We start from the raw sequence: 23031 nt of genomic DNA, 5'->3' as shown, positions 1-23031 counted from the left end.
GACGTCTTGGGCCAATTCGGACAAAGCGAAGCCGGACGAGCAGATGACCCACGCCCCGAACCGAACTCTTGCCGCCTTTGGCGCGGTGCTGATCTATGCCTGCGTCATCGCCTATACCGACAACTACGTCCGGGTGATCGCGCGGGATGCGGGGCTTTGGCAGTTCCACGCGACCCGCACGACGATGGCCATCGCGATCCTGGCGGCTCTGGCGCTTCCCCTGCGGCTGAAGCTTCGCCCCCGGCGTCCGAAGGCGGTGCTGGCGCGCTCGGCGATCCATGGCGCGGCGATGGTGATCTATTTCGGCGCGCTGGCCTTCCTGCCCGTCGCGCAGGTGGCGGCGGGCCTTTTCACCGCGCCGATCTTCGTCCTGCTGATCCAGCGCTTCGCCTATGGCCATACCATCCGGGGCTTTCAGATCCTCGCCGTCATCCTGGGCTTTGCCGGGGTGGTGCTGGTCCTTGGTCCCGAGGCGCTGTCCGGCGCCACTTTCGCCGCCCTGCTGCCGGTGATCGCCGGAGCGCTTTACGCCATGGGCAACATCGCGACGCGCGAATGGTGCGCGGGCGAAAGCGCCGAGACGATCCTCGCGGGGTTCTTCGGGATGCTGGGGGTGATCGGTCTGATCGGCATGGCCGTGCTCTGGGCCTTCCCGCTGCCGGTGCCCGAGGGTGCCGAGGGCTTCCTGCAGCGCGGCCCGGTCTGGCCGACGGGCGAGTTCCTGTGGTGGACCTTCGTGCAGGCCGCGGGCTCGCTTCTGGGCGTCGGCATGATCGTGAAGGCCTACCAGATCGCCGAGGCCTCGCGCGTGTCGGTCTTCGAATACGTCATCCTGCCCGCCTCGGCCGCCTGGGGTTTCATCCTCTGGGGTGAGGAGCTGAGTTGGATCGCCGTCGCGGGCATGTCGCTGATCGTGCTGGCGGGCATGCTGATCGCCCGCCCCACTGCGGCTCAGTCGCCCATCGACTCTCTCCAGTGACGGCGGCAGAGGCTGACGTAGGTCTCGTTCCCGCCGATCACCACCTGTTCGCCCTCTTTCAGCGCCCGCCCGTCCGGGCCGCGCCGGATGACCATGGTGGCCTTCTTGCCGCAATGGCAGATCGTGCGCACCTCGCGCATCTCGTCCGCCCAGGCAAGAAGCGCTGCCGAGCCGGGGAAAAGGTTGCCCTGGAAGTCGACGCGCAAGCCGTAGCACATCACCGGCACGCCCAGGTCGTCGACCGCGCGGGCCAGTTGCCAGACTTGCGGCTTGGAAAGGAACTGCGCCTCGTCGATGAAGACGCAGGCCACCGGGCCGTCGGCAAAGCGCGCCTTGAGTTTTTCGAACAGGTCCTCACCGGGGGCGAAGGTGTCGGCATCCTCGCCGATGCCGATCCGGCTGGCGATCCGGCCCTTGCCGGCGCGATTGTCCAGCCGCGCGGTGATCAGATAGGTCTGCATCCCCCCTTCGCGGTAGTTGTGCGAGGCTTGCAGCAGCGAGGTCGATTTCCCCGCGTTCATGGTGGAATAGTGGAAGTAGAGCTTGGCCATGGCCAGAGCCCTAGCCGATCACCGGGTTGCGCCGCAAGATGGTGCGGACGCAACCCGGGAACAGAAGGGAACACTCACTCGGGCGGGAACGCGGGCCCGCAAACACACACACAGCACCATCGGGACGGATCGCCCCGTCCACTTGCAAAACACGGGCCCGCCACGTTTCGGCGGCTCCGCCGTCATCCCGTTTCGGGTCTGATGCGGCGGGCCCCACCCATGCCGGTGCTGGGGACACCGGCCACTCGCTACCGTTCCGGGGTCGCCGGAACATCTTTATTCATGACAAAGGGTTCCCATCCGATTAATGGGAAAAAACCGTCGTGTTTCCCCGATCCGACCGGGGAGTGTGGAGCCTGTTGATGTCGATCGCGTCCTACCTGAAGAAACATACCGAGGCCCTGGTGAAGGATGTGGGCATCGAAGCCGCCTGCGAGATGACGGGGAAGTCGAAGGCCACGCTCGGGCGCTACTATTCCGACAGCGACGAACACGACGACCGTTTCATGCCGATCGACGTGGTGGCCCAGCTGGAAACCTCCAGCCGGTTTCCGCATGTCACGGCGGCACTGGCCGACCTGCGGGGGATCACCCTGTCCTATGACGGCGAAAAACGGAATGCCTCGACAACCGGGGTGAACCAGGACGTCGTCGCGCTGGCGCAGCGGTTCGGGATGCTGATGGCGGAATACAACCAGGCCATCGGCGACGGGAAGATTTCGATCAACGAAGCCAAGCGGCTGTTGCGCGAGACGCTGGCGATCCAGCAGGTGCTCTTGGAGATGAAGCTGAACCTGGAGGAAGAGGCGAGCTGAGGCTCGCCCCGGAACTCAAAAGCCTTCCAGGACGATCTTGCCGCGAGCCGTGCCACTTTCGATAAGGCGGTGTGCGGTGATCAGGTTTGCGGCGTTGATCGGTTTCAACACCTCGGTCAGCGTACTGCGGATCTTGCCGTCGTCAGCAAGCTTTGCCACGGCATCCAGAATGCGCCCCTGCTCCGGCATGTCCGCTGTGCCGAAGATCGAGCGGGTGAACATCATCTCCCAATGGATCGACACGGACTTGCGCTTGAAGGGCGAGATGTCGATGGGTGCCTTCAGGTCGTCGATCAGCGCAAGGCGGCCCTGAACCGCAATCAGGGCGGCGATTTCCGTCAAATGAGTCTCGGTTTCCGTGGTCGAGAACACGAAGGCCGGGGCGCCGATCCCAAGAGCCGCGACCTGTTCCGCCAGGGGTTTGCGATGATCGATGACGTGGTGCGCGCCAAGCTCACGCACCCACGCCTCGGTTTCCGGGCGTGACGCCGTGGCGATGACCGTAAGGTCGGTCAGCGCCTGCAAAAGCTGGATCGTGATCGAGCCGACCCCACCCGCACCGCCGATGATCAGCACGGCATTCGCAGCCCCCGGGACCGGGCGGCGGACATCGAGCCGGTCGAACAGCACCTCCCAGGCTGTGATCGCGGTCAGGGGCAGGGCGGCAGCCTGGGTGTCGGACAGGCTGGCCGGTTTGTGGCCGGTGATGCGCTCGTCGACCAGGTGAAACTCGGCGTTGGCGCCGGAGCGGGTGATGGACCCGGCGTAGTAGACCTGCTCACCGGGGCGGAAGCCGGTCACGTCGGGTCCGACAGCCACGACCTCGCCAACCGCATCCCAGCCGAGGACTTTCTTCTGGCCCGGTTCAGGTGCGGCAGAACGGCGAACCTTCGTATCGACCGGGTTCACGGAAACAGCCCGGACCGCGACCAGAAGGTCGCGACCCGTAGGCGTTGGACGGGGCAGGGTGATATCCTCAAGGGCGTCCTCGCGGTCGATTGTTCCGGGGGTCTGATAGCCGACAGCTTTCATGTCTTGATCCTTTCACTTGTCTCGGATCACAGATGCGCCTTATGCTCACTTCCGGCAATACGCACAAAATCAGCCTATACTGTCGAAAAGGATACCATGATGGCCAAGCCCCGCTTCTCGCGCCTGGATTGCGCGCCCGGCTGTTCGGTCGAGGCGGCAATCGGGTTGATCGACGGCAAATGGAAGTCGGTGATCCTGTTCCATCTGATGACCCAGGGCACGCTGCGCTTTGGGGCGCTGGGCCGGATCGTCAAGGCGACCCCGCGCATGCTGACCAACCAGCTGCGCGAACTGGAGGAGGACGGGCTGATCACCCGCACAGTCTTTGCGCAAGTGCCGCCGCGTGTGGACTATGCGCTGTCACCCCTGGGCCGCAGCATGGAGCCGATCCTGCAGGCCCTGAAGCTTTGGGGCGACGCAAATCTTGGGCTTTATGGCAAACCCACGGCGTCCGCACTGGAAAGCCCGGACGCCGCCTGATGCCTAGCGGCTGTCGCGCCGGGGGGCGAAGCTGCCGCCCTGCGGTTTGCCCTGGCCCTGGCGCTGACCGCCGGGTTTGCCCTGACCGCCGGGGCGGCCCTGTCCCGCGGGCTTTGACCCCGACCGCTGGCCCTGCGGCTTGGCCGTCAGCTTCTGGCCCTGCCGCCCGCCATTGCCAGGCCGCTGGCCCCGGTTCTGGCCCGGCTTTGGTGCTGCGGCCACGACATCCGCCGCCCAGGGCGCGCCGCCGACGACCGGCAGCGGGGCTTTCAGCAGCTTCTCGATCGCCTGCAACTCGCCCATTTCGGCGGGCGCGCAGAAGCTGATCGACGACCCGTCCGCCCCCGCCCGCGCGGTGCGGCCGATGCGGTGGACGTAGTTTTCCGGCACGTTCGGCATGTCGAAGTTGTAGACATGGCGCACCGTCGGGATGTCGATGCCGCGCGCGGCCACGTCCGTCGCCACCAGCACATCCAGCTCGCCGCCCCGGAACTCGGTCAGGGTGCGGTCGCGCTGGTTCTGGCTTTTGTTGCCGTGGATCGAGCCGACCTTGAAGCCCCAGGTCGCCAGCAGCTTCGCCAGCTTCTCGGACCCGTGCTTGGTGCGGCCGAAGACCAGAGCCTGCTCGCCCGGATGCTTCTTGAGATACTCCTCCAGCACCTTGGCCTTGTCGCCCGTGGGCAGGTAGTGGACGCCCTGGCTGATCCGCTCCACCGGCTTGCCGGGCGGCGCGACCTGAACCTTGATCGGGTCGCGCAGGTAGGTGTCGGCGATTTCGGAAATGTCCTTGGGCATCGTCGCGCTGAACAGCAGCGTCTGGCGCTTCAGCGGGATGTGCTTGGCGATCTTCCGCAGCGAATGGATGAAACCCATGTCGAGCATGTGGTCGGCTTCGTCCAGCACCAGATAACCGCATTTCTCAAGCGACACGTCGCCGCGTTCCAGAAGGTCGATCAGACGGCCCGGCGTTGCCACCAGCACATCGGTGCCTTTCGACAGCGCTTGCGCCTGCTTGAAGAGGCTGGCGCCACCGACGACCATCGTCACCTTGACGGCGGTGCCTTTGGTGAAGACCTCGAAATTGTCCTTGATCTGGCCGATCAGCTCGCGCGTGGGCGCAAGGATCAGGGCGCGAACGTTCTTCGGCCCCGGCGGGTGGCCGATGTCGAGAAGCCGGTGCAGCAGGGGCAGGCCGAAAGCGGCGGTCTTGCCGGTGCCGGTCTGGGCGAGGCCCATCAGGTCACGACCCTGCATGATATGGGGAATGGCCTGCGCCTGGATCGGCGTGGGAGTCTTCAGCGTGGTCTTTTCCAGCGCTTTCAGGATTTTCGGCGACAGGCCGAGTTCGGCAAAAGTGGTCATGGGTGGTCCCAGTGTTCAGAGGGCCCGCGACCCTCGCCCCGGGCGAATGCCCGTGACCGTGCCGCAAGCGGCGCCCCTGCGTGACTGTGGGAACCAGATGTCCGGGCCTTTCGGTGCTCACGCGGCACGGGCTTCGGATACGGGCGACATGGGTGCTTTGGCGACAGAAGTCAAGCCAAAGCGGTTACAACAGCAGGCTGGACCTTGTTTCCCGCGAGCGCTATCACTTCTCGCGTCCGCGTATCCAGTCTTGCGAATGGTCCGGCGGCGAGGCCAGGTGTCGACCCGCGACGGACGTAGTCCTTTCCGATCAACAGCTTCCTTGGGTAATTCCGATCATGCCGAAGTTCCACAGAATTGCTGCCTTCTGCGTCATGGTCGGCGCCGTCGCCTGGATCGCGACCGGAGAGTTCTCTTCGGTCGGCAGTGCTGAGACGGCCGGGGGTAAGGAATCCCCTACGGAAGCTGCGCCCGCCGAGACGGCTCCGCTGGTCCGCACGGTGTCGGCGGTCGAGCCGAAATTCGTCGACCACGCCCGCGCGATCCGGCTGTCGGGCATCACCGAGGCGGACAAGCGCACCGACCTTGCGGCCCGGGCCGAGGGCGTGATCGCCTCGCTGGCGCTTTCGAAGGGCGGCATGGTCGAGGCCGGGGCCGTGGTGATGGTTCTGGAGGGTCCGGAAACCGTGGCGCAGGAGAAGATCGCCGAGATCGCGCTGGCCCAGAAGGAGCGCGACCTTGCCGTGGCTGAAAAGCTTTTTCAGGGTGGCAGCACCTCGGAATCGAACCTGACCAACGCCCGCTCGGCCCGTGACGCCGCCGCTGCCGAACTTGCCCGCGCCCAGGCCGCCGCCGATCGTCTGCGCCTGAAGGCCCCCTTCGCCGGGATCGTCGATTCCGTCTCGGTCGAGCTGGGCGAGTGGGTGCAGACCGGGATGCCGGTGGCCACCATCCTGTCGCTCGACCCGATCCTCGTGAAGGCCGAGGTCAGCGAAGTGGATCTGGGCAGTGTCGCCGCCGGTTCGACCGCCAAGGTCCGCCTCGTGAATGGCACCGAGATGGACGGCACCGTCCGCCTTGTCGCGCGCGAAGCTTCGGCCGAGACGCGCACCTTCCCGGTGGAAATCGCCCTGCCGAACCCCGACCTGACGCTGCCCTCCGGGATGACGGCCGAGGTCTCGCTTTACGCCAAGCCCACCCGCGCCGTGGTGGTGCCGCGCTCGATCATCACGCTGGCCGAGGACGGCCAGCTTGGCCTGCGCGTCGTCGGGGCCGACAACCTGGCCCAGTTCGCCGCCGTGACGATCATCGACGACACGCCAGAGGGCCTGGTCGTCAGCGGCGTTCCCGAAGGGGTTCGGATCATCACCGCCGGGCAGGACCTGGTGCAGGACGGCGAGAAGGTCGACGTCGTGGCCGAGGTCGGCCAATGAGACTCGTCGAAACCGCCATCGCCAACGCAAGGCTGACGATCTCGGTCCTTCTGTTCCTGATGCTGGCCGGGACCCTGGCCTACGTCTCGATCCCGAAGGAAGCCGAGCCGGACATCCAGATCCCGATCCTCTACGTTTCCATGCACTATGACGGCATCTCGCCGGAAGACAGCGAGCGTCTGCTGCTGCGCCCGATGGAGACGGCGATCAAGTCGATCACCGGCATCAAGAAGATGACCTCGACCGCCTACCAGAACGGCGGCAACGTGCTGATCGAATTCCAGGCCGGGGCCGACCTGAAGAAGGCGCTGGACGATGTGCGGAACAAGGTCGACATGGCGCGGCCCGAGCTTCCGGACGGCGCCGACGAACCCACGGTGAACGAGGTCAACCTCTCGGAATTCCCGATCCTGGTCATCACTCTGTCCGGCAACGTTCCCGAACGCGCGCTCGCCAAGGCAGGCCGCGAACTGCGCGACCGGATCGAGGAACTGCCCCCGGTCCTGAACGCCGAACTGCAAGGCGTGCGCGACGACCTGGTCGAGGTGGTGATCGACCCCGGCAAGCTGGCAACCTATGGCCTGCGCCCCGACATCCTCATCGCCGGGTTCGCCGCCGGGAATCAGCTGGTCGCTGCCGGTGCGCTGGAAGGCGCCGAAGGCCGCTATGCAATCAAGGTCCCCTCGCTTCTGGAAACCATCGAGGACGTGGCGAACTTGCCCGTCGTTTCCACCGGCACCGCCACCGTCCGGGTCCGCGACATCGCCGACATCCTGCCGACGATGAAAGAGCCGGAGACGGTAACGCGGCTGAACGGCCAACCCGCCATCGCCATCGAAGTGTCAAAGCGCACCGGCGCCAACCTGATCGAGACGGTGGATCAGGTGAAGGCCGTCACCGAGGCTTTCAAGCAATATCTCCCCGAAGGCACCGAGGTCAGCTTCAGCCAGGACAAGTCGAAGGACATCCGCCAGCTGCTGTTCGACCTGCAGAACTCGGTCCTGACCGCGGTGATCCTGGTCTTCATCGTCATCCTCTACGCGCTCTCCGTCCGTGCCTCCCTCCTGATCGGGCTGGCCATCCCGGCCTCGTTCCTGATGGGGATGCTGTCGCTGTCGCTGATGGGCTACACCGTCAACATCGTCGTCCTCTTCTCCCTGATCCTTGCCGTGGGCATGCTGGTCGACGATGCGATCATCGTCACCGAATTCGCCGAACGCCGGATGTCCGAGGGGATGGAGAAGCGCGAGGCCTTCGCCATGGCCTCGCACCGGATGACCGGCCCTGTCGTCGCCGCCACCATGACCCGCGTCGCCGCCTTCTCGCCGCTTCTCTTCTGGCCCGGCATCGTCGGCGAGTTCATGAAATACCTGCCGATCACCCTGATCGTCACCCTCTCCGCCTCGCTGGTCTACGCGCTGATCTTCGTGCCGACCCTTGGCGCGATCATTGCCAAGCCCTTCAAGCACCCGCCCGAACACAAGGACGGCCCCTACATGTGGGTCGTCGGCAAGGCGGTGCGGCATCCGGTGATCATGCTGTTCCTTGCCATCGGGCTCCTCGTCGCAGTGCCTTTCGGCTATGCGAAATACGGCAAGGGGATGATCTTCTTCCCCGACGTCGAACCTGAATTCGGCCTCCTCTACGTCAAGGCGCGCGGAAACCTCTCCATCGCGGAAAAGGATGCGCTGGTGGCCCAGGCCGAAAAGCGCATCCTCGGCTGGCCGGGAGTGGAGACGGTCTATACCCGGACCGGCGCGGGCAATGGCCAGGGCAACGACGTCGATCCGGACGTGATCGGCGTGATCCAGTACGAATTCGTCGACTGGCGCGAACGGAAGAACGCCAACGCGATCCTCGCTGACCTGCGGCAGGCGATGGTCGGCATTCCCGGCGTGGACATCCAGGTCTCGGTTCCCCAGGCCGGGCCGCCCACCGGCAAGGCGATCCAGATCCAGCTCTCCTCCGACGATCCGACCCACCTGAACGAAGTCGCCCTGAAGGTCGCCGCGAAGCTTGCCACCGTGCCCGACGTGATCGACATCTCGAACGGCCTGCCACCCCCCGGCGTGGACTGGGAGCTTCAGGTCGACCGCGGCGCCGCCTCGCGCTACGGCATCGCGCCGTCCACCGTGGGCGGCATGGTGCAGCTTGTCACCAGCGGGCTGAAACTGTCGGACTATCGCCCCGCCGGGGCTGACGACGCGGTGGACATCGTGCTGCGCCTGCCCGCCGACCAGCGCACCATTTCGGCGCTTGACCAGCTGCGCATCCAGACGGCCGAAGGGTCGGTGCCGATCTCCAACTTCGTCACCCGCACCGCCGCGCCCACCACCGGCAACCTGACCCGGCTCGACGGGGCGCGGACGGTCACAGTTGCAGCGGGCATCCGCGAAGGCGTGCAGGCCGATGCGATCTATGCCCAGATCACCAAGGAAATGGATGCCGCCGGGCTCGACCAGTACGGCATCCGCTGGAAGCTGGCGGGCGAGGATGAGGAACAGGCCGCCGCCGGGGCTTTCCTCTCCAAGGCCTTCGCCGCGGCGATCTTCCTGATCTTCATCGTGCTGCTGGCGCAGTTCAACAACTTCACCTCGGTCTGGCTGGTGCTGTCGGCCGTGATCATGTCGACCATCGGCGTCCTGCTGGGGCTGATGATCATGGCGCAGCCCTTCACCATGGTGATGACCGGGATCGGGATCATCGCGCTGGCGGGCGTGGTGGTGAACAACAACATCGTGCTGATCGACACCTACGATTCGCTCCGACGCGAGGGTCGTCCGAAGATCGAGGCGATCCTCCAGACCTGCCGCGAACGCGCCCGCCCCGTGGTGCTGACAGCACTGACCGCGATCCTGGGTGTGCTGCCCATCGCCTTCGGGCTGAACATGGAGCTCTTGAACCACGAAGTCACCATCGGGGCGCCCTCGACCCAATGGTGGATCGCGCTGTCGTCGGCCATCGTCTACGGGCTTGCCTTCGCCACGGTGCTGACGCTGATCATCATCCCCTCGATGCTGATGCTGGTGACACGGGCCGACCATCCGAAGCCCTGGTTCTGGCAGCGCGAGAAGCGGCGGGCCTGGTATGCCGAACACCGGCCGGAAAAGCTGCGGGGTCGCAGGGGCCGCGCTCAACCTGCCGAATGATCGAAGGGTGCGCTACGGCGCACCGACCGGCTCACAGTCAGACCATCGTAGGCGGCGTCCACCGGCCCGAAGTCGTCGGTCGGCTCTCCGTCCCCGCCGGGATGACGGGTTCGGCCCCCGATTCGCGCCGCGTGGTTAACGTTTTTGCGTCCTGCCGTGCGTAGAGACGGAAGGAAGATGCAAGCAAGATGGTTGCAAGACGGCGTTCCTGACGAAATGATCGCGGATTAATGCAACGCTCCCAGACACTTGCACGGCAGACAGCTCGCCGGGCGGCGGCCCGGTCGGCAGCATGGCGCATGTCCGATTGACCTCACCATGCGGAGGTCTGGGCCAGGGGTTCTGTCAGGGGAAGAAATGAAAAGGGGCGGTCAGAACCGCCCCGCTTTCAGTCTCTCTTTGGTGGAGCCAGGGAGGATCGAACTCCCGACCTCTTGAATGCCATTCAAGCGCTCTCCCATCTGAGCTATGACCCCACCGGAGAGAAGCATCACGCCGTTGCCGCCGCGATGCCGGGTATCTAGGACAGGTCGCCGGGGGGTGCAAGGGGGAAAATTGGGCCCTTGCTCCGGCGTTTGCCCTCAGACTTCTTCCTCGTCGCCGGGCACGTCGGCCAGGTCATCGAGCGAGACGTTGTCGTCGGCGTCATCTTCCAGAAGATCGTCGTCCATCTCGTTGTCATCGGCCGGTGCGCCTTCCAGGAGCGCGTCTTCGTTCTCCAGATCCTCGACCAAGACGTCGTCGTCCTTGTCGGGCACGGCGCGCGAAATGACCGAGGCGGCCATCTTGCGGCGGACGGATTCGATGTCCACGACCTCGCCCGTGTAGGGGCTGACGATCGGGGATTTGTTCAGGTCGTAGAAGCGCTTGCCGGTCGTCGGGCAGATGCGCTTCGTGCCCCATTCTGCTTTGGGCATGGTGGTCCCTTGATATGGTCGATAGCAGGAAAGCTGCCGCTTGCCACAGGTGCAGGCGACTGTCAAAGCCTTTTGTCGCCCGCGGGAAATGGCTATGGTTCGCCAAGCATTCAAGGGGTTTTCATGCCGGTCCTGCCAGGAACGCCGCCGGTCGAGGTGCATCTGAAACGATCCTCACGCGCCCGGCGATTCTCGCTGCGCGTTTCGCGGCTGGACGGCAAGGTGACGCTGTCGATGCCGCTCCGCGCCCGCGAGGGCGAGGCGCTGGCCTTCCTGAAGGGCAACGAGGACTGGCTGCGCCAGACCCTTTCGGCGATGCCCGCCTCGGCCCAGCGGGCGGTCGGCCATGGCGCGGTGATCCCGGTCGAGGGGGCCGATCTGACCCTGACCGCAGCGACAGGCCGGGGGGTCAGGGCCGATGGCGACCGGCTTCTCGTTCCCGGTGATCCCGCAACGGTCGGGCCGAGGGTCGCCGCCTGGCTGAAGGTCCTGGCCCGCGACCGGCTCGCCAGTGCCTCGACCCGCTATGCCGGGCTGGTCGGTCGCAGCTACACCTCGCTTGCGATCCGCGACACCCGCTCGCGCTGGGGCTCCTGCTCGCCCGACGGGCGGCTGATGTATTCCTGGCGGCTGATCCTGGCCCCGCCGCAGGTGCTGGATTATGTCGCCGCGCATGAGGTTGCGCATCTGGTCGAACTGAACCATTCCCCCGCCTACTGGCGAGTCGTGACCGGCATCTGTCCGGACTGGAAGCGGCACCGTGACTGGCTGAAGGCGAACGGCTCTACCCTGCACGGCTTTCGCTTTCAGGATTGACCCCCGCGGGGCCCGGGTGTTCCCATGCGGGCCATGCTGACCCCGCGCCCCCCCGATCCCAACGCCGCCGCGCATGAAAGGCTGTACCGGGCGCTGCGCCAGCAGGTCATGCATGGCGAGATGGACCCCGGTCAACCGCTGACGCTGCGGGGGCTGGGCAAGCAGTTCGGCGTCTCGATGACCCCCGCGCGGGAGGCCGTGCGGCGGCTGGTGGCCGAGGGGGCGCTGACCTTGTCCTCCTCGGGCCGGATATCGACGCCGGAGCTGACGCCGGAGCGGATCGAGGAGCTGGCGGCGATCCGGGCGCTGCTGGAGCCGGAGATGGCGGCGCGGGCGCTGCCCCGGGCCCATTTCGCGCTGATCGAGCGGCTGACGGCGATCAACCTCATGAACGGCGAGGCGGCGGTGCGGGGGGATGCGGTGACCTATGTCCGCACCAACCTGGAGTTCCACCGGACGCTCTATCTGCGGGCCCAGACCCCGGCGATGCTGGCGATGTGCGAAACGGTCTGGCTGCAGCTGGGGCCGACGATGCGGGCGGTCTATGCGCGGGTCAAGCGGAGGGAGCCGCCGCATCATCACCGGATGATCCTGGCGGCCCTGAAGGCGGGGGACGAGCCGGGGCTGCGGCTGGCGGTCAGGACCGATGTGACCCAGGGGCTGCGGCATCTGACGGGGTGATGTCCACAGTGGACAGAATCTTGGGGGAAGTGAAATCAAGGGGTTGGGTGTGGGCGTTAGGGGTTTGTTCAGATTTGAATGAAAGGGTCGCGAGTGCACGATCCGGTAGTCAGAGAAGCCCCACAGTGCGCCAGAAGCGGATTCAGGATGTATGTCAGTGACTGATGATAGACAGGATCATCTGACGGAAACCGTCGGTCGGATTTCTCACAAGTACTGGCTTTGGCTTATCATTCCTTTGGCTATCTCGATCGCGACCGCCTTTTGGAACCGTTCCGCAGCACTCGGTTTTGGCGTGTTTGTTCTGAGTCTGTGGGCCTTCGTGGGTATTGTTGCGCTAATTCTGCGCGGAACCAAAATCTTGATGGGCCGGCACGTCTCTCCCGAGCGCCATGAAGAGATTCAGCAATCCATCGGTATGACACTATTTCTGGGGGGCTGTGCCTTGGCAGGGATGGTCATCCGTGGCGAGAACGGGGTCTCGCAGTTCATTGAGCAGAACAAGCCTGACGGAGTCAGCGTCAGCTTTGTCGACCCGACATTCGCGCTTGTCTGCATCGTGCTGGTATGGGCCTACACGATCTATCGACTCCGCAAGTAGCCACTGATCCTAGCCCCCAGTTCCGCTCCGTGCATCCTTGCACAATCGACCCCCGCATTTGCGCCTTTGCGTGTGGCCTGCATGGGCCCATCTTTGCCCCAATGCAACGCAAGGGAGACACGTCATGTCCATCCGTCCCGTTCTCGAAACCCGCCGCGCCGAACCTGCCATCGAGGGCGCGGGCGTCCGTCTTCATCGCGCCTTCGGGTTCCAGGACCCGACGGAAGCGGACCCGTTCCTGCTCTTTGACGACTTCCGCAATGACCGGCCAAGCGACTATGCCGCCGGGTTCCCCTGGCACCCGCACCGGGGGATCGAGACCATCACCTATGTGCTGGCGGGGACCGTCGAGCATGGCGACTCCTTGGGCAACAAGGGTGTGCTCGGGCCGGGGTCGTTGCAGCTGATGACCGCCGGGCGGGGTATCCTGCACCAGGAGATGCCGAAGGGTGACGATCAGGGCCGGATGCATGGCTTCCAGCTTTGGGGCAACCTGCCGCGCGCGCTGAAGATGACCGCGCCGCGCTATCAGGACATCGCGGGCAGCGAGTTGCCCGAGCGGCATGAGGATGACGGCACCTCGATCCGGGTGGTGATCGGCGACTATCGCGGGGTGAAAAGCCCGGTCGATGGCATTGCCGCCGACCCGCAGTATCTGGATGTCTTCGTGCCTGCGGGCAAACGCAAGACGTTCCAGATCGACACCCGCCGTCGGGCCTTTGCCTATGTCTTCGAAGGCGCTGGCAACTTCCGTGACGCGGCGCGGCCCGAGGGCGTGCTGCTGGAAAAGGAAGTACAGGGCCAGGAGGTCAACATCCGCGACCTGTCCGGCAACCGGACGCTGGTGCGCTTTGGCGCGGGCGACGAGGTGACGGTGACGGCGGGGCCGGAGGGGGTGCGGTTCCTGCTGGTGTCCGGTGCGCCAATCGAGGAGCCGGTGGCCTGGGCCGGGCCGATCGTGATGAACTCGGAAGCCGAGTTGCGGCAGGCGTTCAGCGAGCTGCGGAACGGGACCTTCATTCGCCCGTCGCATTGAGGATCTGCCGTCGGAGCGGGGGTTTCACACCCCCGCACCCCCGTGGGATACTTGTACCAGTATGAAAATCATTCCTGCGCCCGTAGCGTCTGGGCCGGGCGGGCCGACAGCGGTCTGAGGGCGAAGAAGAGACCGGCGAGGAGGGTGGCGAGGATGCCGCCCAGGACGATGCCGATGGCCGACACGGGCTCGAACCGATAGGTCGTGTCCATCACGAAGATCATTACCGCCCAGCCGCTGATGCCCCCGGCGCTGACGGCGACGACGCCCGCGGCGGCGCCCATCAGGGCGGAGCGGAGCGCGAAGCTGGCGAGGATCCTGCCCCGCGTGGCGCCCAGGGTCTTCAGGATCGCGGATTCGTAGATCCGAGCGCGTTCGCCTGCGGCTGCGGCACCGATCAGCACGACGAAGCCGGTGAGGAGCGTCCCGGCGGCGGCCCAGGCGGTGGCGGTGGCGATGGCGGAGAGCGCCTCGGCAACACGGTCCACCGCCTCGCGCACGCCGATGGCGGTGATGTTGGGCCAGGCTTTCGTCACGGCTTTCAGGATTGCGCCTTCGGCTTCGGGCGGGGCGTAGACGGTGGCGATATGGGTGTGGGGCGCCCCGGCGAGGGCGGAGGGGTTCAGGGTCATCACGAAGCCCATTCCGGCGTTGGAGAAATCGACCTCGCGGAACGAGGTGATCGTCGCGGTGATGTCGCGGCCGAGGATGTTGACGGTCATCCGGTCGCCGAGCTTCAGGCCCATTTCCCCGGCTTCCTCGGCGGCGAAGCTGATCTGCGGCTCGCCGGTGTAGTCCTCGGGCCAGAATTTTCCGGCGGTGATCCGGGTCTTCGGGCCGGGGGTGGCGGCATAGGTGATGCCGCGGTCGCCGCGAACGACCCAGTGGTCGCCTGCGACCTCGCGCGCGGGGCGGTCGTTGATCCGGGTGATCACGCCGCGCAGCATGGGGGCGGTTTCCATATCCGTGACGGCGGGGTTCTCTTTCATCAGCGCGAGGAAGGGGTCGAGCTGGTCAGGCTGGATGTCGATGAAGAAGAAGGCGGGGGCGCGGGTCGGCAGGTCGGTGGCGATGGCCTGGCGCAGGTTCCAGTCGATCTGGCCGACGGCGGCAAGGACCGAAAGGCCGAGGCCGAGGGAGAGGATGACCGATGTCGCGTCGGACCTTGGGGCGCCGATGGCGGCAAGGGCGGCGCGGGTGGCGGGGCGGCCCCGGGTGAGGCGGGTGCGGGCGAGGCGTCTGGCGGCCTTGCGCAGTGCGAGGGCGGCGAGTGCGAGGATGATCAGGGCGCCGAGGACTCCTCCGGCTGCGCCGAGGGCGAGTTTCCAGATGCCCGAGAGCCAGGCGGCGGCTCCGATCAGGGCGAGGGTGAGGAGGATGAGCGCGGCGAGGTAGCGCTTTCGGGGCCAGGCGCGGGTGCCGGTGCCGCCGCGATAGAGGGCGGCGGGGCGGATGCGCTCGGTGCGGGCGAGGGGGAGGAGGGTGAAGATCAGGGCGGAAAGGGTGCCGTAGAAGGCGGCTTCGAGGAGCGCGCCGGGGGAGAGGCGGATGTCGGCGGGGAAGGGGAGCGAGGCCTCGATGAGGGGGGCGGCGAGGAGGGGGATCAGGGCGCCGAGGGCGAGGCCGATCAGGATGCCAAGGACGGAGAGGAGCGCGGTTTGCCAGAGGTAGCTGCGGAAGATCAGACCGCCCTCGGCGCCAAGGGTTTTCAGGGTGGCGATGGTTTCGACCTTGCCGTCGAGGTAGGAGCGGATCGCGGCGGAGATGCCGACCCCGCCCACCGCCAGCCCGGCGAGGCCGACGAGGACAAGGAAGCTGCCGATGTTCTCGACGAAGCGTTCGATGCCGGGGGCGGCGTTGCGGCTGTCGGTCCAGCGCATCCCCTTGTCGCGGAAGGTAGTTTCTGTTGATGTTTCAATGGTTTGAAGGTCGGCCGTCGGCGGGAGGAGCAGGCGGTAGCGGGTTTCGTACATCGAGCCCGAGGCGAGGAGGCCTGAGGTCTTGAGGGCGTCGGAGCGGACCACGGTGCGGGGACCGAGGGTGAAGCCGGTGGAGGCGCTGTCGGGCTCGCGGGTCAGGGCGGCGGTGAGGCGGAAGGTTTGGGTGCCGAGGCGGAACGTGTCCCCTAGCTTCAGGGAGAGACGGTCGATCAGGACCGGGTCCATCAGCGCTCCAGGGAGGCCGTCATGGTCGGCGAGGGCGTCAGTGACGGCGATCGGCGGGTCGAGTTGGGCAGCGCCGGTCAGGGGCCAGGCGTCGTCGACGGCCTTCACTTGCGTCAGGGCCTGGTCGTCGCGGGTCAGGGCCATGGAGCGGAAGTCGTAGACCTCGGAGACCTTGGTGGCGATCTGGTCCATGAAGGCGCGTTCGTCCGTATCGGCAGCGCGGTAGGTGAAGCGCATCTCGGCATCGCCGCCGAGGATCACGGCGCCCTGGTCGGCAAGGCCCTGCTGGATGCCGGTCCGGAGCGTGCCGACAGCGGCGATGGCGGCGACCCCGAGGGCGAGACAGGCGAGGAAGACGCGGAAGCCGCGCAGGCCGCCGCGAAGCTCGCGCCGGGCGATGGTCAGAGACAGGCTCATTCGGCGGCTTTCGCGAGCGGGTCAGCCACGACAAGGCCGTCGGCAAGCCGGATCACCCGGTCGCAACGCTCGGCCAGTTCGGGCGCGTGGGTGACAAGGACAAGCGTCGCGCCGTGGCGGTCGCGGAGGCCGAAGAGGAGGTCCATGATCGCCTGGCCGTTGACGCCGTCGAGGTTGCCGGTGGGCTCGTCAGCGAGAAGGATCGCGGGGCGGGGGGCGGCGGCGCGGGCGAGGGCCACGCGCTGCTGTTCGCCGCCGGACAGCTGGGCGGGGTAGTGGTGCATCCGGGGGCCGAGGCCGACGGCGATCAGCTCGGCTTCGGCGCGAGGGAAGGCGTCGGGCGCGTCGGCCAGTTCCAGCGGCAGGGCCACGTTCTCCAGCGCGGTCATCGTGGGAATCAGGTGGAAGCTTTGGAACACAACCCCCATATTCCCCCGGCGGAAGCGGGCGAGCGCATCCTCGTCCATCGCGGTCAGGTCCTGCCCCAAGGCCAGCACCCGGCCCCCGGTGGCACGTTCCAGCCCGCCCATAAGCATGAGGAGCGATGACTTGCCCGACCCCGATGGCCCGATGAGCCCGACTGTCTCGCCCTTGTGGATGGCCAGGGTGATCCCTTTCAGGATGTCGACCAGGCCCGCGTTGCCCGCAAGGGTCAGGCGCGCGTCGGTGAGCGCGAGGATGGCGTCGGTCATGCGGGGGTTCCTTGGGGCAATGCTCTCAAAGGGATATGGCGCGATGCGGGGGGTCCGCAATGGGCTTGCGGTCACGTTGTTGCTGGCCGGCATGGCGGCAGCCGAGCCGGTGACGGTCGTCGCGCTGGGGGACAGCCTGACGGCGGGATACGGGCTGGCGGACCCGGCGACGGGGCTGGTGCCGCGGCTGGAGGGCTGGCTGAAGGCGCGCGGGCACGACGTGGTGGTGCAGAACGCGGGTGTGTCGGGGGACACGACGGCGGGGGGCCTTGCCCGCATCGGCTGGGCGCTGGGTCCGGACGCGGATGCGCTGATCGTGACGCTGGGGGGCAATGACATGCTGCGCGGGATCGACCCGGCGGAGGCGAAGGCGAACCTTGACGGCATCCTGAAGGAAGCGGCAGCGCGGAAACTGCCGGTGCTTCTGGTCGCCATGAAGGCGCCGGGGAATTTCGGGCCAGAGTACAAGGCGGCCTTCGACGCGATGTATGGCGAGTTGTCGGCGCAGTATGGTGCGCTGCTGGCAGATGATTTCTTTGGCGGGCTGAGGGCAGCCGGGGCGGACCCGGCGGATCCGGCATCCATGGCGGCCTTCATGCAGGCGGATGGCATCCATCCCAATCCGGAGGGGGTGAGGCTGATCGTCGAAGGGCTGGGGCCGAAGGTGGAGGAATTGCTGGCGAGGGTTGGCGCGTGAGCGGGCAAGTCTAAAAATCTTCGCGAAAATTTTTAGACTTGCGGGGGGCTGGGATCGTCGGGATTGGCCGGGATCAGATGCCCGCGATAGTGGACCATCAGGCCACCGGTCAGGGGCGCGAACAGGCGGACGTCGAAGTGGAAGCGGCCGTCTTCGGCGTATTCGCGGGCCTCGGAGCGGGGAAGGAGCCAGCCGGGCAGCGGCAGGGGGCCAAGGCGACCGGACCGCACCGGGTAGTGCAATGCGCCCTCGGCCACGGTCAGCCCGAGCAGGAAGGTGAAGGGGCCGAAGCGTTCGGTCATGCCGTTCGGGGTGGCGGCGAGGTGCGAGCGGAAGCTGCGGGGACCGAAGCGGCGGGTCCAGATTTCTCCTTTGGCGGTGACGGCCTTGGTGACTTCGACGGGCGTGTCTTCGCTGGCGGGCGGGAAGCGGAAGAGGGTGGCGAGGAAGCGGCTCCAGAGGCCGGTTCCGCGCGTGACCGAGGCGCGGCCCTGCCAGCGCGTGATGCCTGCCGTCTGGTGCGTGGCACGGACGGTTTCGGGCAGGGAGCCGAAGGCAGGGCCGAGGATGCGGGGGAAGATCGGGTCCAGCGCCTCGCTTCGCCGCTCGAAGCGGATGGCGAGATCGGACATGGCGGTTTGCAACTCGTCGAGCGTAACGATTTCCAGGGCGGGTGTGGCTCCGGTCGGCAGGGTCGGGCGACGCAGGAGGGCGCGGATGGCGATCGCGGGGACGAGGGGGCCCTCGCCGCTCTCGGCCAGAAGGCTCCAGTGATAGCGGTGGGAGGCGGTGGTGACGGTGACGGACATGCCGCCGATGCCGGTGCCGAAGGGGGCGAGGAGGTCGGCGACAAAGCGGAAACCGCGGACGAGGGGAAGCGTGACGGGGAAGGGGATCAGGCGGCGCAGGGTGGCGAAGGCGGCGAGGCCATAGCGCATGATCCCAAGCTCGAGGCCCGCGCGGAAGTCGACGGTCTGCGCGCCGAAATGCGCCGGGAAGAGGCGGGTGTCGGGGACCTCGATCCGCCAGCCCTGCCGGTTCATGCCGCCGGGGAGGGAGTAGCTGCTGGGGGCGGACCAGCCGGTGGCGGTGGTCCATTCGCCCGTCCGGTAGAGCGGGTAGGGGCGGCCCGCCTGGCTGAGGATCGAGGCCATGACGGACAGTCCGCGCGGGCTGCGGTTGCCGGGGAGGATGGCGCTGTCGATGTGCAGGGGCTGGTCGGCGCCGGTGAGCGCGCGGACGGCGGCGCTGGAGACGGCGGGGACGGACGAAAGGCCGGAGATTGCGGCGCGGTTGGCTGCGCTGGCCTCGGTCTGCAACGTGGTGATCCCGGCGCAGAAGGCGGCGTTGTCGGCTAGGTCGAGGTAGTGGGCGCCAGCGGCGAGGGCCGCGCGGGCGAGGCGGTAGGGATCGGCGCCATAGGCGTGGAAGGGACCGGCGGCGTCGACGATGACGTCATGGCCCTGCAGGGCGGAGAGGTCGCCGTTGCGGTCGATCCGGATGGCGGTGGCGCCAAGCTCGGCGGCCAGCGCGCGGGCGGGCTCGGGGGAGCGGGCGGCGATGGTCAGGTCATGCCCGTCGCGGGCCAGAAGCCGGGCGAGGCGGGCGCCGAAGACGCCGGTGCCGCCAAGGATCAGCACCTTCATCTGAGGATGCGGCGTTGCAGGGCGGGGTCGGGCAGGGCGCAGAGGTCGGCGCGGCCGAAGAGCCGGTAGCGGTTGCGGGCCAGGCGGCGGTAGAGCCAGTCGCGCAGGTGCCCTGGGATCAGGCGGAGGGTCTGGGTCAGCAGGCCGAGCCCGCCGAAGCGGCGGCCCGCGTGGATCACGGCATCGAAATCCTTGTGGGCCTGGCCTGCGTCAAGGAATAACCAGCTGGCCGGATCCAGCGGGTCAAGTCCGTAGTGGCGGAGGAGCGCCATGCCGAGCGGCGACTGGATCGGGCAGATGCGGGTGGTGCCTGCGCGGTCAAGCCGGTGGATCATCCGCGCGCCCCAGGAGCAGATCGCGCATTGCGCATCCATCACGGCGACGGGGGCGCCGTCGTCGAAGTCTGGGACGGCGGGGTCGTCGCGGTAGGAATAGGTGGTCATGCGGGAAGGGTGGCCCGGCGCGGGGGGCAGCGCAAGGGGACGCAGCGCCGCAAGTCAGGTGTTCAGGATGAGGTCAAGCCCGTGACGAGACAGCCTTTCGACGCCGTCGGCCTTCACCAGAACCGAATGACCCAGCGTCATCGCCTCGCCCGCGTCACTGTCCATCAGGATCATGTGCAGGAAGAAGACCTGGCCCTCCTGCATGATCAGGGGGTTGTTCTCGTAGAACATCGGGAAGTCGACCCAGATCGGATTGTAGACCGCGCCCATCCCGTAGCCGCAGGCCTTGAGCCGGGCGTGCGACAGGCCGCGGGCGTCAAAGACCCTGGCGTGGGCGGCGTAGACATCGCCCATCGGTGCGCCGGGGCGGATGGCGCACTCGCAGGCTTCAAGCGCCTCGACGGCGGCCTCGTGCATCCGGCAATGGTGGTCGGAGGCTTTGCCGACCAGCACGGTGCGCATCATCGCCGCGTGGTAGCGGGCGTAGGTGCCGGACCATTCGAGCGTCAGCTGGTCGGTGGCCGACAGGTGCCGACGGCCCGAGTAGTACCGGCAGAGAAGGGCGCCGGGGCCGGAGCCGAGGATGAATTCGTTGCCCGCATAATCGCCGCCGCCCTTGAACACGGCGCCCTGCATGGCGGCGAGGATGTCGCCCTCGAAGGCTCCCGGCCGGGCGAGTTCAATGGCCTGGTCCAGCGCGTCGTCCGAGAGCTGCGCGGCGCGGCGGTGCATCTCGATCTCGGCGGGGGATTTCACCCGGCGTAGGGCGCGGATCAGGTCGGAGGCGTCGATGAGGCCGGGGATCGCGGCATGGAGCGCGCGGCCGGTGCGGTCGGTCAGGCCGACGGTGTCGGATTCATAGCCGACGGGGCCGGTGACGCCGAGGTCATTCAGGAGATTGGCGAGATCACGGGCGGGGCTGGCGCCCTCGATGTCCTGCCAGATGTGGACTTGGTCGGCGGTCAGGGTCGAGGTGTAGAGCGCCTGACGCAGGTCGGGGGTGCGGGTCAGGAGGTGAAGGTCCCCCTTTGCGGTCAGGACCATGCACTGGAACATCGCGAAGCCGAAGGTGTCGTAGCCGGAAATCCAGAAATGGCTTTCGGGCGCGAACATCAGAAGCGCGTCGAGGCCAGCGGCTTGCAGGGCGGCGCGGGCTGATACCTGGCGGGCGGCGTATTCGGCGGGGGTGAAGTGCAGCGGCATGGCGTCAGGAAAGCCCGCGACGGGGCTTCGGTCAAGTGTTGCATCTGGCGATGCGGCGGGTCACGAAAGGGGGATGGAGGTGGCGCATGGCTTGGGAATTCTGGATCGACCGGGGGGGCACCTTCACCGACGTGGTGGGGCGGGCGCCGGACGGGCGGCTCGTGACGGCAAAGCTGTTGTCGGAAAACCCCGAGCGCTATCCGGATGCTGCGGTGCAGGGCATCCGCGATTGCCTGGGGTTGAGGGCGGGCGAGCCGATCCCGGAGGGCGCGATTGCGGCGGTGAAGATGGGGACGACGGTCGCGACCAACGCGCTCCTCGAGCGGAAGGGGGAGCGGGTTGCGCTGCTGATCACCGAGGGGTTCGGCGACCTCTTGCGGATCGGAACTCAGGCGCGACCTTCCTTGTTCGAGCTGAACATTCTGCGTCCAGATCTTCTTTACGAACAGGTGTTCGAGATTCCGGGCCGACTGGATGCCGAGGGGGCGGAGTTTCGACCACTGGACGAGGCGGCGGTGATCTCGGCCCTGTCGCAGGCGCGCGCCGAGGGGATTGCGGCGATGGCCGTCGCGCTGATGCATGGGCATGTGAACCCGGTCCATGAAGCACGGGTGGGAGAGCTGGCGCGGGAGGTCGGGTTCAGCCAGATTTCCCTGTCGCATCAGGTCTCTCGTCTGGCGAAGCTGGTGCCAAGGGGCGATACGACGGTGGTCGATGCCTATCTCTCGCCGATCCTGCGGCGCTATGTGGCGCAGGTCGAGGGCGCGCTGGATATGGGACGGGCGACCGGGCGGCTTTTGTTCATGCAGTCGAACGGGGGGCTGACCGAGGCAGGGCGGTTCCAGGGCAAGGATGCGATCCTCTCGGGCCCGGCGGGAGGGATCGTCGGCATGGTGCGGACCGGGGAAGCCGCCGGGTTCGACCGGCTGATCGGGTTCGACATGGGGGGCACCTCGACCGACGTGAGCCACTATGCGGGGGTTTATGAACGTTCGTTCGAGACGGAAGTTTCTGGCGTGCGGATGCGGGCGCCGATGATGGATATCCACACCGTCGCGGCGGGGGGCGGGTCGATCTGTTCCTTCCGGGACGGGCGCTTCCAGGTCGGGCCGGAGAGCGCGGGGGCCAATCCGGGGCCGGCGAGCTACCGGCGGGGCGGGCCGTTGACGATCACCGATTGCAACGTGATGCTGGGGCGGCTGTCGCCCGCGCATTTCCCGGCGGTCTTCGGTCCGGGTGGCGATGAGGCCTTGGATGCCGAGGTGGTGCGGCAGCAGTTTGTCGCCCTTGCGGACGAGGTCGCGGCGGTGACCGGGCGGGTTGATCCGCCGGAGGTGATCGCCGAGGGGTTCCTGCGGATCGCCATCGACAACATGGCCAATGCGATCAAGAAGGTCTCGGTCCAGCGTGGCCATGATGTGACCACTTACGCGCTGCAATGCTTTGGCGGGGCGGGCGGGCAGCATGCCTGCGGCGTCGCCGACGCTCTGGGCATGAAGACCGTCTTCATCCATCCCCAGGCCGGAGTGCTTTCTGCTTTCGGCATGGGGCTTGCTGACCTGCGTTCGCTTCGAGAGGTGCAATTCGATGCGCCGCTCTCTGACATCGAGAATGCCCGTTCACGAATTGAGAGTCTGGTTGCCGAGGCCAGTGCCGAACTTGCCGTTCAGGGCATCACAGCCCCCCGCATCACTCGCACTGCCCATCTGCGCTATGACGGACAACACCAGTCGCTTGCCGTTCGCTTCGGGGATGAAGACGCGATGCGCGACGCTTTCGCCAAGGCGCATCAGGCCCGTTTCGGCTTTACGTCGCCAGAGCGCGCGCTGCTTTTTGAAATGCTTGCGGTCGAGGCCGAAGGCGGCGGCGCGGGGCTGCCGGACCTGGCCCCTGGCACAGCCGCGGGTCGGCCGATC

The 23031-nt window shown here is 67.0% G+C and carries 20 protein-coding genes and 1 tRNA gene; 11 read left to right on the top strand and 10 right to left on the bottom strand.

The window, feature by feature from the left end:
* Positions 1-43: 43 nt before the first annotated feature.
* On the top strand, positions 44-979 hold the full coding sequence (locus tag JNL31_RS12750) for a DMT family transporter (RefSeq protein WP_294973775.1): 936 nt from the start codon (positions 44-46) through the stop codon (positions 977-979).
* On the opposite strand, the gene JNL31_RS12745 is transcribed toward JNL31_RS12750, so the two are convergent.
* Positions 952-1530: a thymidine kinase gene (locus tag JNL31_RS12745; RefSeq protein ID WP_294973773.1), complete on the bottom strand. Its 579-nt coding sequence runs from the start codon at positions 1528-1530 to the stop codon at positions 952-954. The two genes, JNL31_RS12750 and JNL31_RS12745, sit on opposite strands and share 28 nt — an antisense overlap.
* A 359-nt stretch (positions 1531-1889) precedes the next feature.
* On the opposite strand from JNL31_RS12745, the gene JNL31_RS12740 reads away from it, so the two are divergent.
* The gene (locus JNL31_RS12740; RefSeq protein WP_294973771.1) at positions 1890-2345 is read left to right on the top strand and encodes a hypothetical protein; all 456 of its coding nucleotides are present in this window, start codon (positions 1890-1892) and stop codon (positions 2343-2345) included.
* A gap of 15 nt (positions 2346-2360) precedes the next feature.
* Here JNL31_RS12740 and JNL31_RS12735 read toward each other — a convergent pair whose 3' ends face one another.
* Positions 2361-3377, bottom strand: a complete 1017-nt coding sequence (locus JNL31_RS12735; protein WP_294973770.1) for a zinc-binding alcohol dehydrogenase family protein — start codon at positions 3375-3377, stop codon at positions 2361-2363.
* A 99-nt stretch (positions 3378-3476) separates the two neighbouring features.
* Here JNL31_RS12735 and JNL31_RS12730 point away from each other — a divergent pair, with 99 nt between their 5' ends.
* Positions 3477-3857: a helix-turn-helix domain-containing protein gene (locus JNL31_RS12730; RefSeq protein WP_294973768.1), complete on the top strand. Its 381-nt coding sequence runs from the start codon at positions 3477-3479 to the stop codon at positions 3855-3857.
* 3 nt (positions 3858-3860) lie between these two features.
* Here the strand turns inward: JNL31_RS12730 and JNL31_RS12725 are convergent, their stop codons facing one another.
* Positions 3861-5219 (bottom strand): DEAD/DEAH box helicase, encoded by a 1359-nt coding sequence (locus JNL31_RS12725; RefSeq protein ID WP_294973766.1) that lies wholly within the window; start codon positions 5217-5219, stop codon positions 3861-3863.
* Between the two features lie 338 nt (positions 5220-5557).
* On the opposite strand from JNL31_RS12725, the gene JNL31_RS12720 reads away from it, so the two are divergent.
* Both JNL31_RS12720 and JNL31_RS12715 read left to right on the top strand, forming a co-directional pair.
* Entirely contained in the window at positions 5558-6652 is a 1095-nt protein-coding gene (locus JNL31_RS12720; RefSeq protein ID WP_294973764.1) for an efflux RND transporter periplasmic adaptor subunit, read from the top strand.
* Positions 6649-9801: an efflux RND transporter permease subunit gene (locus tag JNL31_RS12715; RefSeq protein WP_294973762.1), complete on the top strand. Its 3153-nt coding sequence runs from the start codon at positions 6649-6651 to the stop codon at positions 9799-9801. Before JNL31_RS12720 ends, JNL31_RS12715 begins: the two co-directional genes overlap by 4 nt.
* A gap of 400 nt (positions 9802-10201) precedes the next feature.
* On the opposite strand, the gene JNL31_RS12710 is transcribed toward JNL31_RS12715, so the two are convergent.
* Positions 10202-10277: transfer RNA gene (locus JNL31_RS12710), tRNA-Ala, on the bottom strand.
* 105 nt (positions 10278-10382) lie between these two features.
* Complete coding sequence (locus JNL31_RS12705; RefSeq protein ID WP_294973760.1) at positions 10383-10718, bottom strand: TIGR02300 family protein; 336 nt, start codon at positions 10716-10718, stop codon at positions 10383-10385.
* 123 nt (positions 10719-10841) lie between these two features.
* On the opposite strand from JNL31_RS12705, the gene JNL31_RS12700 reads away from it, so the two are divergent.
* The 4 genes from JNL31_RS12700 (at position 10842) to JNL31_RS12685 (ending at position 13852) form a co-directional block, all read left to right on the top strand.
* Positions 10842-11534 (top strand): SprT family zinc-dependent metalloprotease, encoded by a 693-nt coding sequence (locus JNL31_RS12700; protein WP_294973757.1) that lies wholly within the window; start codon positions 10842-10844, stop codon positions 11532-11534.
* A gap of 33 nt (positions 11535-11567) precedes the next feature.
* Positions 11568-12215, top strand: coding sequence for a GntR family transcriptional regulator (locus tag JNL31_RS12695; RefSeq protein WP_294973855.1), 648 nt, complete (start codon positions 11568-11570; stop codon positions 12213-12215).
* Positions 12216-12372: 157 nt separating this feature from the next.
* A complete protein-coding gene (locus tag JNL31_RS12690) occupies positions 12373-12816 on the top strand; it encodes a hypothetical protein (RefSeq protein WP_294973754.1) in 444 nt (147 codons plus the stop codon).
* Positions 12817-12940: 124 nt separating this feature from the next.
* Positions 12941-13852, top strand: coding sequence for a pirin family protein (locus tag JNL31_RS12685; protein ID WP_294973751.1), 912 nt, complete (start codon positions 12941-12943; stop codon positions 13850-13852).
* Positions 13853-13920: 68 nt separating this feature from the next.
* Here the strand turns inward: JNL31_RS12685 and JNL31_RS12680 are convergent, their stop codons facing one another.
* Positions 13921-16434: an FtsX-like permease family protein gene (locus tag JNL31_RS12680; protein ID WP_294973750.1), complete on the bottom strand. Its 2514-nt coding sequence runs from the start codon at positions 16432-16434 to the stop codon at positions 13921-13923.
* Complete coding sequence (locus JNL31_RS12675) at positions 16431-17126, bottom strand: ATP-binding cassette domain-containing protein (protein ID WP_294973748.1); 696 nt, start codon at positions 17124-17126, stop codon at positions 16431-16433. The genes JNL31_RS12680 and JNL31_RS12675 overlap by 4 nt, the downstream gene beginning before the upstream one ends.
* 43 nt (positions 17127-17169) lie before the next feature.
* On the opposite strand from JNL31_RS12675, the gene JNL31_RS12670 reads away from it, so the two are divergent.
* Positions 17170-17823 carry an arylesterase gene (locus JNL31_RS12670; protein ID WP_294973746.1) on the top strand — a complete coding sequence of 218 codons (654 nt, stop codon included), beginning with the start codon at positions 17170-17172 and terminating at the stop codon, positions 17821-17823.
* Between the two features lie 32 nt (positions 17824-17855).
* Here JNL31_RS12670 and JNL31_RS12665 read toward each other — a convergent pair whose 3' ends face one another.
* The 3 genes from JNL31_RS12665 to JNL31_RS12655 are packed head-to-tail and all read right to left on the bottom strand — an operon-like array spanning position 17856 to position 21115.
* Positions 17856-19469 carry an SDR family oxidoreductase gene (locus JNL31_RS12665; RefSeq protein ID WP_294973745.1) on the bottom strand — a complete coding sequence of 538 codons (1614 nt, stop codon included), beginning with the start codon at positions 19467-19469 and terminating at the stop codon, positions 17856-17858.
* Positions 19466-19912, bottom strand: a complete 447-nt coding sequence (locus JNL31_RS12660) for a thiol-disulfide oxidoreductase DCC family protein (protein WP_294973743.1) — start codon at positions 19910-19912, stop codon at positions 19466-19468. Before JNL31_RS12660 ends, JNL31_RS12665 begins: the two co-directional genes overlap by 4 nt.
* A 54-nt stretch (positions 19913-19966) precedes the next feature.
* Positions 19967-21115 (bottom strand): Xaa-Pro peptidase family protein, encoded by a 1149-nt coding sequence (locus tag JNL31_RS12655; protein WP_294973741.1) that lies wholly within the window; start codon positions 21113-21115, stop codon positions 19967-19969.
* An 86-nt stretch (positions 21116-21201) separates the two neighbouring features.
* Here JNL31_RS12655 and JNL31_RS12650 point away from each other — a divergent pair.
* Positions 21202-23031, top strand: a 1830-nt coding sequence (locus tag JNL31_RS12650; RefSeq protein WP_294973740.1) for a hydantoinase/oxoprolinase family protein, incomplete at its 3' end; no start/stop codon positions are given.

Origin of the sequence: Tabrizicola sp. (genome assembly GCF_016792905.1) — a bacterium.
Taxonomy (GTDB): Bacteria; Pseudomonadota; Alphaproteobacteria; order Rhodobacterales; family Rhodobacteraceae; genus Tabrizicola.
This window is presented reverse-complemented; position numbering and strand designations above follow the sequence as displayed.